The sequence below is a fragment of the Streptomyces sp. NPDC005728 genome, assembly GCF_040630895.1.
Lineage (GTDB): Bacteria > Actinomycetota > Actinomycetes > Streptomycetales > Streptomycetaceae > Streptomyces.
The window spans coordinates 52,077-65,984 of sequence record NZ_JBEXYL010000030.1 but is presented as its reverse complement, the minus strand read 5'-3'; the positions used below and the strand labels follow the sequence as shown (position 1 = coordinate 65,984).

Here is a 13,908-nt window from a genome sequence, read left to right as displayed (position 1 = left end):
CCCTGCTGGGGGTTCCGGGTGGTTACCAGGTGTGGGCGACGGTCACGGGAGTCGAGGCGTTGTACAGCTCCCCCACCGAGCGCAGTTCGAATCGTGCGGCCGTCTCTCCCTGTGCGGGTTGCAGGCCGGCCACGTAGAACGCGCGCTGGCAGGTGCCGCCGAGGAAGCGGCGGGTGCCGTCGGGCAGGAGGCGGTGCAGCTCGTAGTGGCGCACGGGGCCGGGAGCGGCGCCCCAGGCGAAGCGCAGGTCGCCCCCGGAAGCGGCGGTGATCCGCAGGCCGGTGGGGACGGCGGGGGCCGTGGCGGTGTCGCGTACGGCGAGGCCGCCCAGCCGCCAGCGCACCGGTCCGCCGCCGGGTGCGGTGAGGCGGACGCCGAGGGCGTGGACCGTACCCGGCAGCCCGGTGAGTCGAACCGTCGAGATCTGCCAGGTGTTGACCGAGTTCACAGCCCGGCCTGCCTCGGTGTTGACCGAGTTCACAGGCAGATAGGTGTACGGCGGTGTCGCACCGGCACTGCCCGGCTCGGCGGTGGCGACGGCCAGCTCGATGTTCACAGGGCCGGCGTCGGTCCGGTGCGTCAGCTCGACAACCGTGTTCACAGTGATCGGCAGCCTGGTCGCGTACAGATCCACCACCACGGGTTGATCCGGTTCACCGGCGACCAGCACGCTGCTGCCGCCCCGCCACGCGTCCGCGAAGTCGAAGGAGACGGTCGGCCGCCGCCCCTCCGTCCGGACGACCCACCGCCGGGACGGCAGCCGGTCCTGCAGCCCGAGGTGGTTCCACGCCGCGTCCGAGGTGACGGCCCCGTCCTCGTACCACCGCAGTCCGTGCCCGGTGTTGAACACGCTCGCGAACGGCACCGAGGAAACCGTCGAGCGGTCCGCCACCGACACCGCCGGCGCCCGCCACGGATCACTCCCGTCCGGCCGCGCAGGATCGAGCGACCGCCCGGTCCAGAACCGATCGTCGGCCGCGTGGAAGTCCCCCGGGGTGCGCCCGCCGGAGGGCAGGTGGTTGCGGGTCCACTCGGGCCGGTAGAAGCCGATCGAGGTGATGTGCGCCTTCCCGGTCGGCACCATCGCGTCCCAGTTCACCGACGAGTCGGACCCGTTCGACTCGACGTCGACGCCGGCCCACAACTCGTAGCGGCTGCGCCCCAGTTGCCCGGCCCTCGTGCCCGAGGACGCAAGCGTGGCCGCACTCCAGCGGAAGTCGACGAACATGGCGTCGGCACTCTGGAAGAAGGCCTGGTTCTGGCTGTTCAGCGCGCCCTGCCAGCTGACCGTGCCGTTCACGGTCATCGCGTCGTACCAGGTCACCCGCTGCCCCTTGGCCGCGGCGAGCGTCTTCAGCTCCTTCATGAACCCGAGCATGGCGGTGCCGAGCGCGGTGTTCCCGCCGCCCGTCTCGGCGTTCACGAACCAGCCGTCGAAGCCGTAGGCCGCCGCGACCGCGACGAGTTGCGCGGCGAGCGGGTAGTGCCCGGAGGAGTCCTTCTGGACGAGGTCACGGGTCCACTGCAGCTGACCGCCGTAGGCGGTGGGTGGCAGGAAGATGTTGCCGAGGACGGGGACGCCGTGCCGGTGGGCCGCGTCCACGATCGGCGCGTTCGGCGCCAGGATCAGCCCCTCGCCCGCCGAGCCGCCCCAGAACACCAGCTCGTCCAGGTAGGCCCAGTGGGTGAGGGCGTAGTAGTCGGCCGTGGCGGATCCCTGGGAGGGGTTGGCGGAGGTCGGCCCGAAGGAGACCAGGGACTGGATGCGGGCCTGGCCCGAGCGGGCGGTGGTGTTGGCCGGGGTCGGGGTGAAGCGGGCGGCGAGCGGGACGGATGCGGCGTTGAAGGCGAGGTCGGCGTCGTCGGCCGCGCGCCAGGCCTTCAGACTGCGCCAGGTGATGCCGGCGCCCGGGCTGCCGGAGGGGAAGGAGTCCGGGTACCAGTACGAGGCGTACGGCGGGGCGGCGGCGGCCTTGGGACGAGGGACCGCGAGGGCAGGCGTGGGCAACAGGGCGGCCGCGGCGCCGGCGACGAGGACGGTGCGTCTGGTGGGGTTCACGAGCAAGTGCCTCCTTGTGGGGTGGGGAGAACCTGGTCGGAAGTGACGACCTCGGTGATGCCCCGCGCGGCGAGGTGATCCTTGTCGTCCGCGCGGGTGTCCAGGACGGTGGTGGGGCGGGCCCCGTCGGCGACGAGCCGGAAGAAGGCGTCGAAGACGGGCCCGCCGGGGGCACAGCGGGAGCGGCGGCCGGGATCGGCAGGCACGACGAGGGCGGTACCGCGTACGGCGGGGGTCTCCTGGCGGGTACGGGCCGCCTCGGCCAGGACGCGGGCGATGTCCTTGGGCCGACGGTCGTCGGTCAACAGGCCGAGTCCGTATTCGAGTTCGGGAAAGTCGGCCAGTTCGCGGGACACGTCGTACGAGCACCACCACGTGATGCCCCACAGGTCGGGGCAGTCCCGGACGTTCGCCACGGTCGCCTCGGCGAAGGCCGCCGCGTGCTCGGCGGGCACGAGGGGCGCGGGCGCGCCGACCTCCTGGAGCCACACGGGCCGGTGCGGCTCCTCGGCCCAGGCCTTGCTCAGCTCGACCAGGTAGGCGGCGTGGTGCTCGGCCGGCACGGAGGTGCGGCCGTGGCGCTGGGCGGTGCCGTTGAACACCCAGGAGTGCACGGCGGTGACGGCACCCAGGCGGGCCGAGTGGCCGGGGGTGAAGGGCTGGTCGTCCTGGTACCAGGCGGCGTCGTACGAGGCGTGCAGGTGCAGCCGGTCCGGGGCGCCCTCGGCGCAGGCCGCGAGCAGCCGAGTCAGCCAGCGCTCGGCGTCCCCGGCCGTGATCCGGTCGGGGTCGGGGTGAGGTCCGGCGGCGAACTGGTTGACCTCGTTGCCGATGGTCATGCCGATGAAGTTCGGCCGGTCGGCGAGGGCGGCGGCGAGGGTGCGCAGGTAGGCGGCCTGTCCGTCGATCACGTCCGGGTCGGTGAAGAGGTTGCGCCGGTGCCAGGTGCGGGTCCAGGCGGGCAGGAAGTCGAAGCTGCTCAAGTGACCTTGCAGGCCGTCGACGTTGACGTCCAGACCGCGTTCGGCGGCCGCGTCCGCCAGGGCCACGAGCTGGTCGACGGCGCGCGGGCGGATCAGGGTGCGGTTCGGCTGGAAGTAGGGCCACAGCGGGAAGACCCTGATGTGGTCCAGGCCGAGGGCGGCGAGTGCGTCGAGGTCGGCGCGTACGGAGTCGAGGTCGAAGTCGAGCCAGTGGTGGAACCACCCTTCGCTGGGCGTGTAGTTGACGCCGAAGCGCACGGCAGGAGGCATACGGGGTGTCCTTGCGCGGGGGGACCGGGACTCGGCCGGGGTACGGAACCGGGGACTCAGCCCTTGACGGCGCCCTCGCCGACCCCGCGGAAGAAGTACCGCTGGAGGCAGGCGAAGAGGGCGATGAGCGGGGCCACGGCGATGACGGTGCCGGCGGCGACCAGGCGTTCGTCGTTGGCGAAGGTGCCGTGCAGATAGTTGAGGCCGATGGTCAGAGTGAACTTGTCGGGGTCGCTGAGCACGATCAGTGGCCACAGGAAGTCGTCCCAGGCACCCATGAAGGCGAAGATCGCGACGACGGCGAGGGTGCCCTTCACCGACGGCAGCGCGATGCGCCAGAACCGCTGCCAGACGTCGGCGCCGTCGACGTAGGCGGCCTCCTCGATCTCGTACGGCAGGTTCCGGAAGGCGTTGCGCATCAGCAGCACGTTCATGGCACCGATGGAACCGGGCAGCACGACCCCGATGAGGGTGTTGTTCAGGCCGAGTTCCCGCATGGTCGTGAACTGGGCGATGATGATGCCCTCCACGGGCACCAGCATCGCCAGCACGAAGACCAGCGTGGCCACACCCCGGCCGCGGTAGCGCAGCCGGGCCAGGGCGTACCCGGCGAGTGCCGACCCCACGCAGTTGGTCACGACGCTGGCGCTCGCGACCTTCAGCGAGTTCAGGGCGTAGTCCCACACGGGGATGGTGCGGGAGACCCGCTCGTAGTTGTGCAGGGTGGGACGGCTGGGCAGGAAGGCCGGCGGCGAGCTGAAGATGTCCTCGGTCGGGCCCTTGAGCGAGGTGGACAGCTGCCACAGGAACGGGCCGACGGTGAGCGCCAGTACGGTGAGCAACAGCGCATAGCGCAGGACCAGCTCCCCCGCCCGGATCCGGCGGCCGTGCTCGTCGGTGACACGGCGCTGGCGGACCACCGGCTCCTGGCGGGGCCGCACCTTCTCCAGGACGCTCATGACTCCTCCCTCCGGTCGGCGCGCAGGACGAGCAGCATCAGCGCGACGGTGACGACGAACACGACGACGGAGAGGGCGGAGGCATAGCCGACGCGGCCGGTCAGGCCGGTGCCGGTGCGCTGGACGAGCATGACGAGCGTGGTGTCCTCGCCGGCCGGGCCGCCGTTCGGGCCCGCCATCAGGTACACCTCGGAGAACACCTTGAAGGCGGCGACCGAGGACAGCGCGGCGACGAGCACCATGGTGGAGCGCACGGCGGGCACGGTGACCGTCAGGAAGCGGCGGACCGGTCCGGCGCCGTCCACGGCCGCGGCCTCGTGCAGCTCGCGCGGTACGTTCGCCAGCGCGGCCAGATAGATGATCATGTAGTAGCCGAGACCCTTCCACACCGTCACGGCCATGGCGCTCAGCAGGAGCAGCCACTGGTCGCTGAGGAACCCGACGCGTCCGATCCCGACCGTCTCCAGCAGGGAGTTGACCAGGCCGCGTTCGTCCAGCAGCCACACCCAGATCAGCCCGACGACCACGATGGAGGCGACGACCGGGGTGTAGAAGGCGGACCGGAAGAAGGTGATGCCGGGGATGTTCTTCTGCACCAGCAGTGCGAGCAGCAGCGGCAGGATCACCAGGGCCGGGACGACACCGGCGATGTACAGCGTGCTGTTGCGCAGGCCGGTCCAGAACATGTCGTCGTGGAGCAGCTCGCGGAAGTTGGCGAGCCCGACGAAACGGCCCGGGATCAGGGTGCGGCGGTCGGTGAAGGAGTTCACCACGGTCGACACGAACGGGTACAGCACGAAGGCGCCGGTGATCAGCAGCCCGGGGGCGGCGAACAGCCAGGGACTGGTGGGCAGTTGCCGCCGCACCCGGGACGGAGCGGTGGGAGTGGCCATGACCGGTCAGCCCTGCTGCTTCAGGAGCTGGTCGCAGGCCTTGACAGCGTTGTCGAGCGCCGCCTCGGGGCTCTCCTTGCCCTGCAGGGCCTTGGCGACCTCGTTGCGCAGCGCGGTCTTCATCTGCTCGCTGAACAGCACCGGCGTGTAGTTGACGGCGTTCTTCAGGGACTTGGCGGCGGCGATGCGCACGCGCGTCTCGTCGGTGCCGTCCTCCTTGGTGAAGTACGGGTCGTCGAGTGAGCCGGCGGTGCTCGGGAAGATGGCGACCTTCTTGGCGAAGGACATCTGGTTCCGCGCGTCGGTGACGAAGTGGGCGAAGGCGACCGCGGCCGGGGTGTGCCTGGTACGGGAGTTGACCATCACGCCCATCACGTACATGTTGACGTGCCCGGTGCTGGTGATCTGGTCGGTGATCCCGATGTTCCGGTACAGGTTGGGCGCCTGCTTCTTGAAGTTGCCGAGGTCGAGTGCGCTGCCGGGGTTCATGGCGACGGCCCCGGTGAGGAACTTCTTCCCGGAGGACTCCGGAGTGGCGGTCAGCGCCTGCGGGTCGAGCGCCTTCGCGTCATACAACTCCTTGTATTTGGTGAGGAGTTGTACTCCCTTGGCGTCGTTGAAGGCGAACCCGGTCCCCTCCTTGTTCATCAGCTGGACGCCGTACCGTCCGAAGTCCTCGACGGTGGGCACGTTGGCGAGCGTGGCGACTCTGCCGTCGCTCTTCTTCGCCAGCTGCACGGCGTCGGCGAAGAGCTCGTCGTACGTCTTCGGCGGGGTGCTCGGATCGAGTCCGGCTTCTTTGAACAGGGCCTTGTTGTAGAACAGCGGCCCGGTGTTCAGGTACCACGGGAAGGCGTACGTGCCGCTCAGACCCGGCACCTCATGGCTGGCCCAGGCACCATCCAGATACTCGGACTTGTAGGTGCTCGCGGCCTTGTCGAGGTCCAGGGCGAGGCCGGCCTTGGCGAGCGGGGCGACGAGGTCAGGGGAGACGTTGACGACGTCGGGCAGGGTGCCGCCGGCCGCGTCCGCGCTGATCTTGTCGGCGTAGCCCTCGGCGGGCTGGTCGAGCCACTTCACATGGGTGCCGGGGTACTTCTTCTCGAAGTCCGCGATCAGGCCCTCGAAGTACGGCTTGAAGTTGGCGCGCAGGTTCCAGGTCTGGAAGGTGATGTCGCCCTCGACCTTGCCCGAGGCGTCGGTCGAGCCGCCGTCGTCCCCGCCCGAGCCGCAGGCGCTCAGCGGCAGGAGGAGGGCGACGGCAGCGGCGGCGAAGGTTCTGCGGGAGATGCGCACGGCGGCTGGGCTCCTTTGCAGGGGGATGTGGCAGAAGCTGCCGGGCCAGACTGTGCACACCGTTTCCGGGACGCGTCAATGGATTCGACCCAGCTAAAGTCATTAGTGACTCAAAACCCCTGCTCACAGCGGTACATGCGCCCTATTGCCATGGATCACTAATGCGCTTTAGGGTAAGTACACTCAAGCGCATTAGCAGTTGGCCGGGACGGGACCGTACGGAATGGGAGCCCAGCGTTGCCGGAGAAGCGATCACCCGCGCGCCGACCGACGATGAAGGACATCGCACGGCGCGCCGGGGTCTCCGAGAGTGCGGTCTCCTTCGCCCTCAACGGCCGCCCCGGCGTCTCCGAGGCGACCCGCGCCCGGGTCCGCCGGGTCGCCGAGCAGCTCGGCTGGCGCCCCAGCACGGCGGCCCGCGCCCTCTCCGGCGAGGGGGTGGCCACGGTCGGCTTCGTGCTGGCCCGCCCGGCGGAGACGCTGGGCGTCGACTCCTTCTTCCTGCAACTCGTCTCCGGCATCCAGGAAGTGCTCGCCGAACGCCACTTGGGCCTCCTCTTCCAGGTGGCGGAGGACGTGGCCGACGAATGCGCGGTCTACCGGCGCTGGTGGGCGGAGCACCGAGTGGACGGCGTGCTGGTGGTCGACCCGCGCGCCGAGGACCCGCGCCCCGACCTGCTGGACGAACTCGGCCTGCCGGCCGTGGTCATCGGCGGCGCACCCGATGTGCGCCACCCCGGTCTGTCCACGGTCTGGGCGGACGACGCGGGCGCGATGGCGTCCGTGGTGGACGAGCTGACGGCCCTCGGCCATCGCCGGATCGTGCACATCGCGGGGCTGCCCGGCCTGGCGCACACCCAGCGCCGTATCGCCACGCTGCGCGCGGAGGCGGAGCGTCGCGGCCTCACGGAGGTCCGCTCGGTGACCACCGACTACTCCGACACGGAGGGTGCCGCGGTCACCCGCCGCGTGCTCGACGGCGCCCCTCCCCCGACCGCGCTGATCTACGACAACGACGTGATGGCCGTGGCGGGGCTCGCGGCGGCGGCCGAACTCGGGTTCCGCGTCCCACAGGACGTGTCGGTCGTGTCCTGGGAGGACTCGGCGCTGTGCCGCATGGTCACACCCCGGCTGTCCGCGCTCTCCCGTGACAGCGCCGAGTTCGGCCGGACGGCGGCCCGCGAACTGATGTCCCTGCTGGACGGGTCCGCGGCCCGCGCGGTGGGGGTGCCGGTACCGCGGCTCACCGGGCGGGGCAGCACGGGGGCGGCGGCTCTCCCGCGCACCGACTCGCCCGGACGACAGCCGACTTAGGCCGGCCGAGTGAACGTGACGTGTTCGGGAACCTGGTAGCCGGGGACAGGGTCGCCGTAGATGAGCCGGAAGCCCTGCGGGTTCACCAGGGCCCAGGCCCGGAAGGCGTTGGCCCATGTCTCGATCCGGACGGCGGGATCCGTGGATCGCCCCCGGCGAGCACACCGGGCGTTTCGGGGTCGGCCGTGACCAGCCTGTTGTGGACGCTGACGGCCACAGCCGCATCTCGGTGGAGGATGCGGCCATGGCCTTGATCGACGAAGCGGAGCTGCCTCGCTTCGTCCAGCGTCGCTTCACCATCGGCTACTGAAAGCCACAGCCCAGATCCCCGTGGGGGAGCTCGTGAACTCCCCCACGGACAGGGCGATGCCTGCCTGAGCCAACCCGGTCGACCGGACCTTGTTGACATTACATACGGTCGACCGCATGCTTTAATGGTGACTTCGACATCCTTCACCGAGGAGACCGACCCGTTCTGCCTGGCCCCGGTCGATGCTGCGGCGCTGCTGTTCGATGCCCCCTGGCAGCGCTACGCCGTGATCGGGGACAGCCTCTCCGCAGGGACGGGAGACAAGAGCGCCGGCTACGGGAACCAGGGCTGGTCCGATCGATTCGCGCACATCCTGCGGCAGGTGCGGCCCGATCTGGCCTACCTGAACACGGCGGTGACCGGCGCCACGACGGTCGACACCCTCGACCACCAGATCGACGCGATGCGGGACTTCGCCCCGGACCTGCTGCACGTCCCGTGCGGCGCCAACGACCTCCTGCGCCGCTCACCGGACTTCGGGAAGATCGAGCAGGACATGCGCAAGATGTACGACCTGGCGGCCGAGACGGGTGCGCAGCTCACGACGTTCACCCTGGGGCGCTCCTACGTCGTGCCGGTCTTCCCCGACTGGACGGAGCGCGCGCTCACCCTGAACGACCTCACACGCACCCTTGCCGACGAGTACGACGTCGCCGTCGTCGACATGTGGGATCACCCCGTCAACTCCCGGGAGAACCTGCTGAGTGCGGATCGCATCCACTTCTCCACGTCGGGCCAGGCCGTCATGGCGAGCGAGATGGTCAGGGCGCTGGCCGCCAACCTGGTCCGCCGCACGCCCTGAACGCCGTCTTCCGCCGCACGTCGCACGTCGCACGTCGCACGTCGCACGTCGCACGTCGCACGTCGCACGTCGCACGTCGCACGTCGCACGTCGCACGTCCGCATACAAGAGGTACGATCGACCGTATGGTCACTGGGGCGCGAACGTTCGTCACGCGGGCAGACGCGGTGTCGATCACTGACAAGCGCCTGCTCAAAGGGGCACGGGCACGCGAGACCGCACTGCGGCGCGCCGTCGACATCGCCTCCCTCGACGGGCTGGACGACGTGAGCTTCGGTCGTCTCGCGACCGATACGGGCATGAGCAAGGCGGGCATCCAGACCCTCTTCAGGTCCAAGGAAGTGCTCCAGCTCGCGACCATCGATTATGCGCGCGAAATGTTCATCGACGCGGTCGTCCGCCCGGCGAGGGAAGCGGCTCCCGGAGTCGACCGGATGCGCTCTCTGATCGAGCACTGGATCGATTACGCCACAACCCCGCTGTTCGAAGGCGGCTGCTTCCGCGTCGCGAACATCGCCCGTTTCGACAGCAAGCCGGGAGCGATCCGCGACGCCCTGTTCCGCAATCAGCAGGAATGGCTCGACACCATCGGGAAGGAATTGCGGAACGCCGTCGAATCCCACGAGATCGCGGAACTCGACGTCGACCTCGCGGTCTTCCAGATCGATTCCGTCCTCTGCGCGGCCAACACGGCTCTGCGCCTCGGAGACGAAGACGTCATCGCCAAGGTTCGCCGCACCGTGGAAAATCTCCTGAAAACGGCCTGAACACCCCACGCGCCGGGCCGTTCGGCGCAAGAGGTGCCGGCGCCTCCCGGGACTCGCTCCCCGGAGGCGCCGGCACCTGCTGCACGTCGTCACGCCTTCGTCGGCGGCGCCTTCGGCAGGAGGAACACCAGCAGGGTGGCGAGCGCCGCGATGGCGCAGGTCGTCAGGGACGTCAGCGCGAAAGCGTGTCCCGCCGCGTGCACCTTGTCGCCCGAGGCGGCGCCTGTCTGGAAGGAGTCGAAGAACACCGCTCCGACGACCGCCACGCCCAGCGCCGCGCCGACCTGCTGGGCGGTGGACAGCGAGCCCGCGGCCATGCCGGCGGACTGCGGATCGATCCGCGCGAGGACCGTATTGAGCAGCGGAGTGATCAGCAACCCGCCGCCCACGCACTGCAGCATCAGGGTCGGGATGACGACCAGGGGCGTCAGACGCGGCCCGGACAGCAGAACCAGAGCGGTCGTCAGATAGCCGACCGTCAGGACGACCGCACCGACCTCCAGTACACGGCGTCCGTACTTAGGGACGATCCGTCCGGCGATCAGGCTGCAGACGAAGAAGGTCACCGCCGCCGGCGTGTAGACCAGCCCGGAACCGAGGGCCGACATGCCGAGCCCGTCCTGCATCGAGACGGCCAGCGACAGGTAGTACGAGGTCAGAAGCGCATACACGGCGAGGACGAGGACGATGCCGAGCGAGAACGAGCGCTGCGCGAAGAGCGACAGCTTGATCAGCGGCTCACCACCGCGCCGGTCGACCGCTCGCTCCAGCGCGATGAAGAGCGCGAACGCCACCGCGCTGCCCGCGAAACACGCCCATGTCCACCAGGGCCAACCCGCGTCCCGCCCCTGGATGAGCGGGTAGGTGAGCAGCAGCAGGGCCGCACTGAGGGTCAGAACGCCGGGCACGTCGAGCTTGCGGGTCTGCTCGGCCCGCGACTCCGGTACGTACTTGAGGGCCAGCAGGATCGTGACGATGCCGATGGGGATGTTCACCCAGAACACCGAGCGCCAGTCGGAACCGAAGAGGTTGGCGCCGATCAGGAGGCCACCGACCAGCTGACCGCCAACCGAAGCCATGCCCATGACAACACCGAGGACACCGAAGACACGGTGCCGGTTCTGCGCCGAGACCGTCAGCGCGATGACGGCGAAGACCTGCGGAACCATCAGGGCCGCGCCGAGGCCCTGGACGATGCGGGCACCGATGAGCACGCCCGGATCGCCCACCACGGCACAGGCGGTGGACGAGAGCGTGAAGACCGCCGTCCCGATGACGAAGACGCGCTTGCGCCCGTACAGATCCGCGAGCCGGCCGCCGGTGATCATGAAGACCGCGTAGCTCAACTGGTAGCCGGCGAGGACCCATTGGAGCTCGCTCGCCGTTGCCTCGAGATCGGTCTGGATGGCCGGGCCGGCCACGACGACGATGAACGAGTCCAGGATCGCCATGAACATACCGATCATGACGGTCGACAGCGCGGCCCAAGGCACCGCATCCCCTGGATCCGGCTGCGCGCTGGGCGCCGCCTTCAGTGTGTGGCTGGCATTCGACACGTGAGGTATCCCTTTCGCGGCAAGGCGCACTGGCTCAGCGACCCCGAGTCACGAATCAAGAATACGCACGACCGTATGCTTACTTCAATCGGTTATCTTTCCGACCAGCGCGGGAGGTGCGCCCAGAGCCTCCGTCAGGTCCCGGACGCACCGCTCGTCCGAGAGGTTCAGGACCGCCACTCCACCTTGAACACCCACGCGTACCGGCCCGCCTTCCGGGCCGCCTCCGGTACGTCGACGACCAGGGATCCGCCCGTGACGGTCCAGGTCAGAGGACGGTCGTGACCGAGCATGGTCACCTTGTCCCCGGGCCGCACGGGCACCGGCGCCGCCACGATCAGCTTCGCGCCGGGCCGGGCGAGGGAGTGGATGTAGAAGGCCTCGTCCGGGCGGACCGTGAAGCGCAGGTCCTCCCCGAGCTGTGCCGTCCGCGACCAGTACGTGGTGTCGTACACCGCTTCCCCGTTGACCTTCAGCCAGTCGCCCGTCTCGCGCAGCCGCCGCTGCATGATCTCGGGGATCGTGCCGTCCGCGCGCGGGCCGATGTCCAGGAGGAAGTTGCCGTTCTTCGAGACGATGTCGACCAGGCTGTGCACGACCTCCTCGGCGGTCATGTAGGCGGAGTCGGGGGTGGCCTGGTTGTAGCCGTAGCTGAAGGGGTCGAGGCCCCGGCTGGACTCCCACTTGGCGACGACGGTGTTGTCGTACGTCGTGTACTCGGGGGTCGTGTAGTCGTGGAAGTCGATGCCGGAGCGGTTGTTGACGGTGACGTCGACCGGGCGGGCACGGTTCTTGGCGTGGTTGAAGTACTCGGCGAGCACGTGGAGGCTGTCGTTCGCGCCGCCGATGTCGCACCAGATGATCTCGGGGTCGTAGCCGTGGATCAGTTCGAGCATCTGCGGTGCCTGGTAGTCGCGGACGTAGTCCTTGCCGGCCGCGTAGCCGGTGTACGAGACCGGCTGGAGGGTGTAGGGATTGCGCGGGGCGTGGCCCATCCACGGGTCGTCCGGGTTGAACCACTCGGGCATGGAGAAGTAGAGACCGCGGTGGAGTTCCGGGGCGTAGCGGCGGGACGCCTCGAAGAGGTCCTTGACCAGGTCCCGTTTAGGGCCCATTTTCACCGCGTTGCGCTCGGAGACCTTGGTGTCCCACAGGGCGAAGCCCTCGTGATGCTTGGAGGTCAGGACGTGGTACTGGGCGCCCGCGTCACGGAACAGCTCCACCCAGGCCCGCGGGTCGAACCGCTCGGCGGTGAAGCGGGGGATGAAGTCGTCGTAGGCGAAGTCCTCGCCATAGGTGTCCCGGTGGTAGGCATGGACCGCGTTGGCGGGGTCCTGCATGTGGTTCCAGTACCACTCCGCGTACTGCTTGCCGACCGGCGACCAGGCGGGCACCGAGTAGACGCCCCAGTGGATGAAGATCCCGAACTTGGCTCCCTGGAACCAGTACGGCGCCTGGTGGGCGGAGAGGGAGACCCCGGTGGGTGCGTAGTCGGCGGTGCCGAGGGCCAGCGGGGCCCTGCCCGAGGCTGCTCGGGTGCCTCGGCCGGTGACCGTGACCGTGCCGTCCCGCCGGGTGCCCGGCGGGGTGCCCGGGCGGTTGCGGATGCCGATGCGGACGCGGGTCTGTTCGCCGGGGTCGAGGCGGCGGATGCGGGCGGGCTGGACCGTGCGGGCGCCCGGGACGTCGACCGCCACCGAGACGCCGTCCGCGGCCAGCACGGCGACCGTGCCCGCATTGACGACGGTCGCCTCCACGCTCTGCGCGCCGGACGGTTCCAGCAGGGAGGGGGTGGAGTGCGGGGCCCGCAGGGCCAACGCCCTTCCGGTGGCGGCTGGTTGAAGGGTGAGGGCGAAGACGTGCAGGGACGCCTTGTTCGCCTCGGCCGGGTTGGTGACGGGAAGTGTGACGGCGACCGCCTCCCGGCTCGGGTCGAGCCACACCTCCCCGACGCCGATGCCGACGCTGTGCTCGTCCCTGCTGCCGTCCGGCCGGTAGCGGTACGGCGCCGACAGCGGGCCGCCGGCCGCGTACCAGTCGGAGCCGCCCAGGCCGGCGGTGGTGGTCGTGCCGTCGGCGTAGTGGACGGTGGCCTTGCCGGAGGCGTTGCCGTAGCTGGCGGCGGTGAGGAAGAACGCCGACAGGTAGTGGCCCTGGGGGAGGTCGAGGCGCTGGCCGAGGGCGACGACGTTGTTGCGGGCGCCGGCGGTCGAGGCGGGGAAGAGGAAGGGCACGCCGTCGACCTCGACCCGGCCGGCGGGCAGTTCCTCGCCGGGGAAGGTGTAGCCGGATCCGTCGAAGTCGCCCCCACGGGCGGAGGCGGTGTCGATGCCGTCGTTGTCGTGGAAGGCGTCCAGCGGGACGGCCACCGGGTCGGGGACGGCGGACCACGGTCCCCGGCGCTCGGCGGCCTGTGCGGGGGCGCCTGCGGTGAGCGGGAGGGCGGCCGCGGCGGTCACACCCGCCGCCGCGCCCAGGACCAGTCGTCTGGGATACGTGCTCATGAGCGGCTCCCCTACCCGTCGATTCATCGGACCTCTGATGATTGTGCTGAGGCTGTGAGCATGTCAACGGGCCTGCAGGCGCCACCGTTCAGGCCATTGATCGGATGACCGATCGGGCGGCGGACATCGACCTCTCGACGCGCCACGCCCGACCGTGCACAGTTCTCCGTACGCACCCGATTGATACCGACGAGT

The 13,908-nt window shown here is 69.8% G+C and carries 11 protein-coding genes; 4 read left to right on the top strand and 7 right to left on the bottom strand.

Features of this window, described 5'->3' with window-relative positions:
* Positions 1-22 precede the first annotated feature (22 nt).
* From ABZ471_RS21480 to ABZ471_RS21460, 5 genes are read right to left on the bottom strand one after another with little or no spacing between them, the layout of a single operon-like run.
* On the bottom strand, positions 23-2,059 hold the full coding sequence (locus ABZ471_RS21480) for an endo-beta-N-acetylglucosaminidase (RefSeq protein WP_359068371.1): 2,037 nt from the start codon (positions 2,057-2,059) through the stop codon (positions 23-25).
* Positions 2,056-3,312, bottom strand: a complete 1,257-nt coding sequence (locus tag ABZ471_RS21475) for a glycosyl hydrolase (RefSeq protein ID WP_359068370.1) — start codon at positions 3,310-3,312, stop codon at positions 2,056-2,058. Before ABZ471_RS21475 ends, ABZ471_RS21480 begins: the two co-directional genes overlap by 4 nt.
* A 56-nt stretch (positions 3,313-3,368) precedes the next feature.
* A complete protein-coding gene (locus tag ABZ471_RS21470) occupies positions 3,369-4,271 on the bottom strand; it encodes a carbohydrate ABC transporter permease (RefSeq protein ID WP_359068369.1) in 903 nt (300 codons plus the stop codon).
* Positions 4,268-5,164, bottom strand: a complete 897-nt coding sequence (locus tag ABZ471_RS21465) for a sugar ABC transporter permease (protein ID WP_359068368.1) — start codon at positions 5,162-5,164, stop codon at positions 4,268-4,270. Before ABZ471_RS21465 ends, ABZ471_RS21470 begins: the two co-directional genes overlap by 4 nt.
* A gap of 6 nt (positions 5,165-5,170) precedes the next feature.
* The gene (locus ABZ471_RS21460; RefSeq protein ID WP_359068367.1) at positions 5,171-6,460 is read right to left on the bottom strand and encodes a sugar ABC transporter substrate-binding protein; all 1,290 of its coding nucleotides are present in this window, start codon (positions 6,458-6,460) and stop codon (positions 5,171-5,173) included.
* Positions 6,461-6,697: 237 nt separating this feature from the next.
* On the opposite strand from ABZ471_RS21460, the gene ABZ471_RS21455 reads away from it, so the two are divergent.
* From ABZ471_RS21455 to ABZ471_RS21440, 4 genes are all read left to right on the top strand, one after another.
* A complete protein-coding gene (locus ABZ471_RS21455) occupies positions 6,698-7,774 on the top strand; it encodes a LacI family DNA-binding transcriptional regulator (protein WP_359068366.1) in 1,077 nt (358 codons plus the stop codon).
* Positions 7,775-7,889: 115 nt separating this feature from the next.
* Complete coding sequence (locus tag ABZ471_RS21450; protein WP_359068365.1) at positions 7,890-8,084, top strand: hypothetical protein; 195 nt, start codon at positions 7,890-7,892, stop codon at positions 8,082-8,084.
* Positions 8,085-8,208: 124 nt separating this feature from the next.
* Positions 8,209-8,886 carry an SGNH/GDSL hydrolase family protein gene (locus ABZ471_RS21445; RefSeq protein ID WP_359068364.1) on the top strand — a complete coding sequence of 226 codons (678 nt, stop codon included), beginning with the start codon at positions 8,209-8,211 and terminating at the stop codon, positions 8,884-8,886.
* Between the two features lie 125 nt (positions 8,887-9,011).
* Positions 9,012-9,653 carry a TetR/AcrR family transcriptional regulator gene (locus tag ABZ471_RS21440; protein WP_359068363.1) on the top strand — a complete coding sequence of 214 codons (642 nt, stop codon included), beginning with the start codon at positions 9,012-9,014 and terminating at the stop codon, positions 9,651-9,653.
* Between the two features lie 89 nt (positions 9,654-9,742).
* Here ABZ471_RS21440 and ABZ471_RS21435 read toward each other — a convergent pair whose 3' ends face one another.
* Together ABZ471_RS21435 and ABZ471_RS21430 are read right to left on the bottom strand one after the other, a co-directional pair.
* Positions 9,743-11,209 (bottom strand): MFS transporter, encoded by a 1,467-nt coding sequence (locus ABZ471_RS21435; protein ID WP_359068362.1) that lies wholly within the window; start codon positions 11,207-11,209, stop codon positions 9,743-9,745.
* Positions 11,210-11,376: 167 nt separating this feature from the next.
* Positions 11,377-13,713, bottom strand: coding sequence for an alpha-L-fucosidase (locus ABZ471_RS21430; RefSeq protein ID WP_359068361.1), 2,337 nt, complete (start codon positions 13,711-13,713; stop codon positions 11,377-11,379).
* Positions 13,714-13,908: the final 195 nt, after the last annotated feature.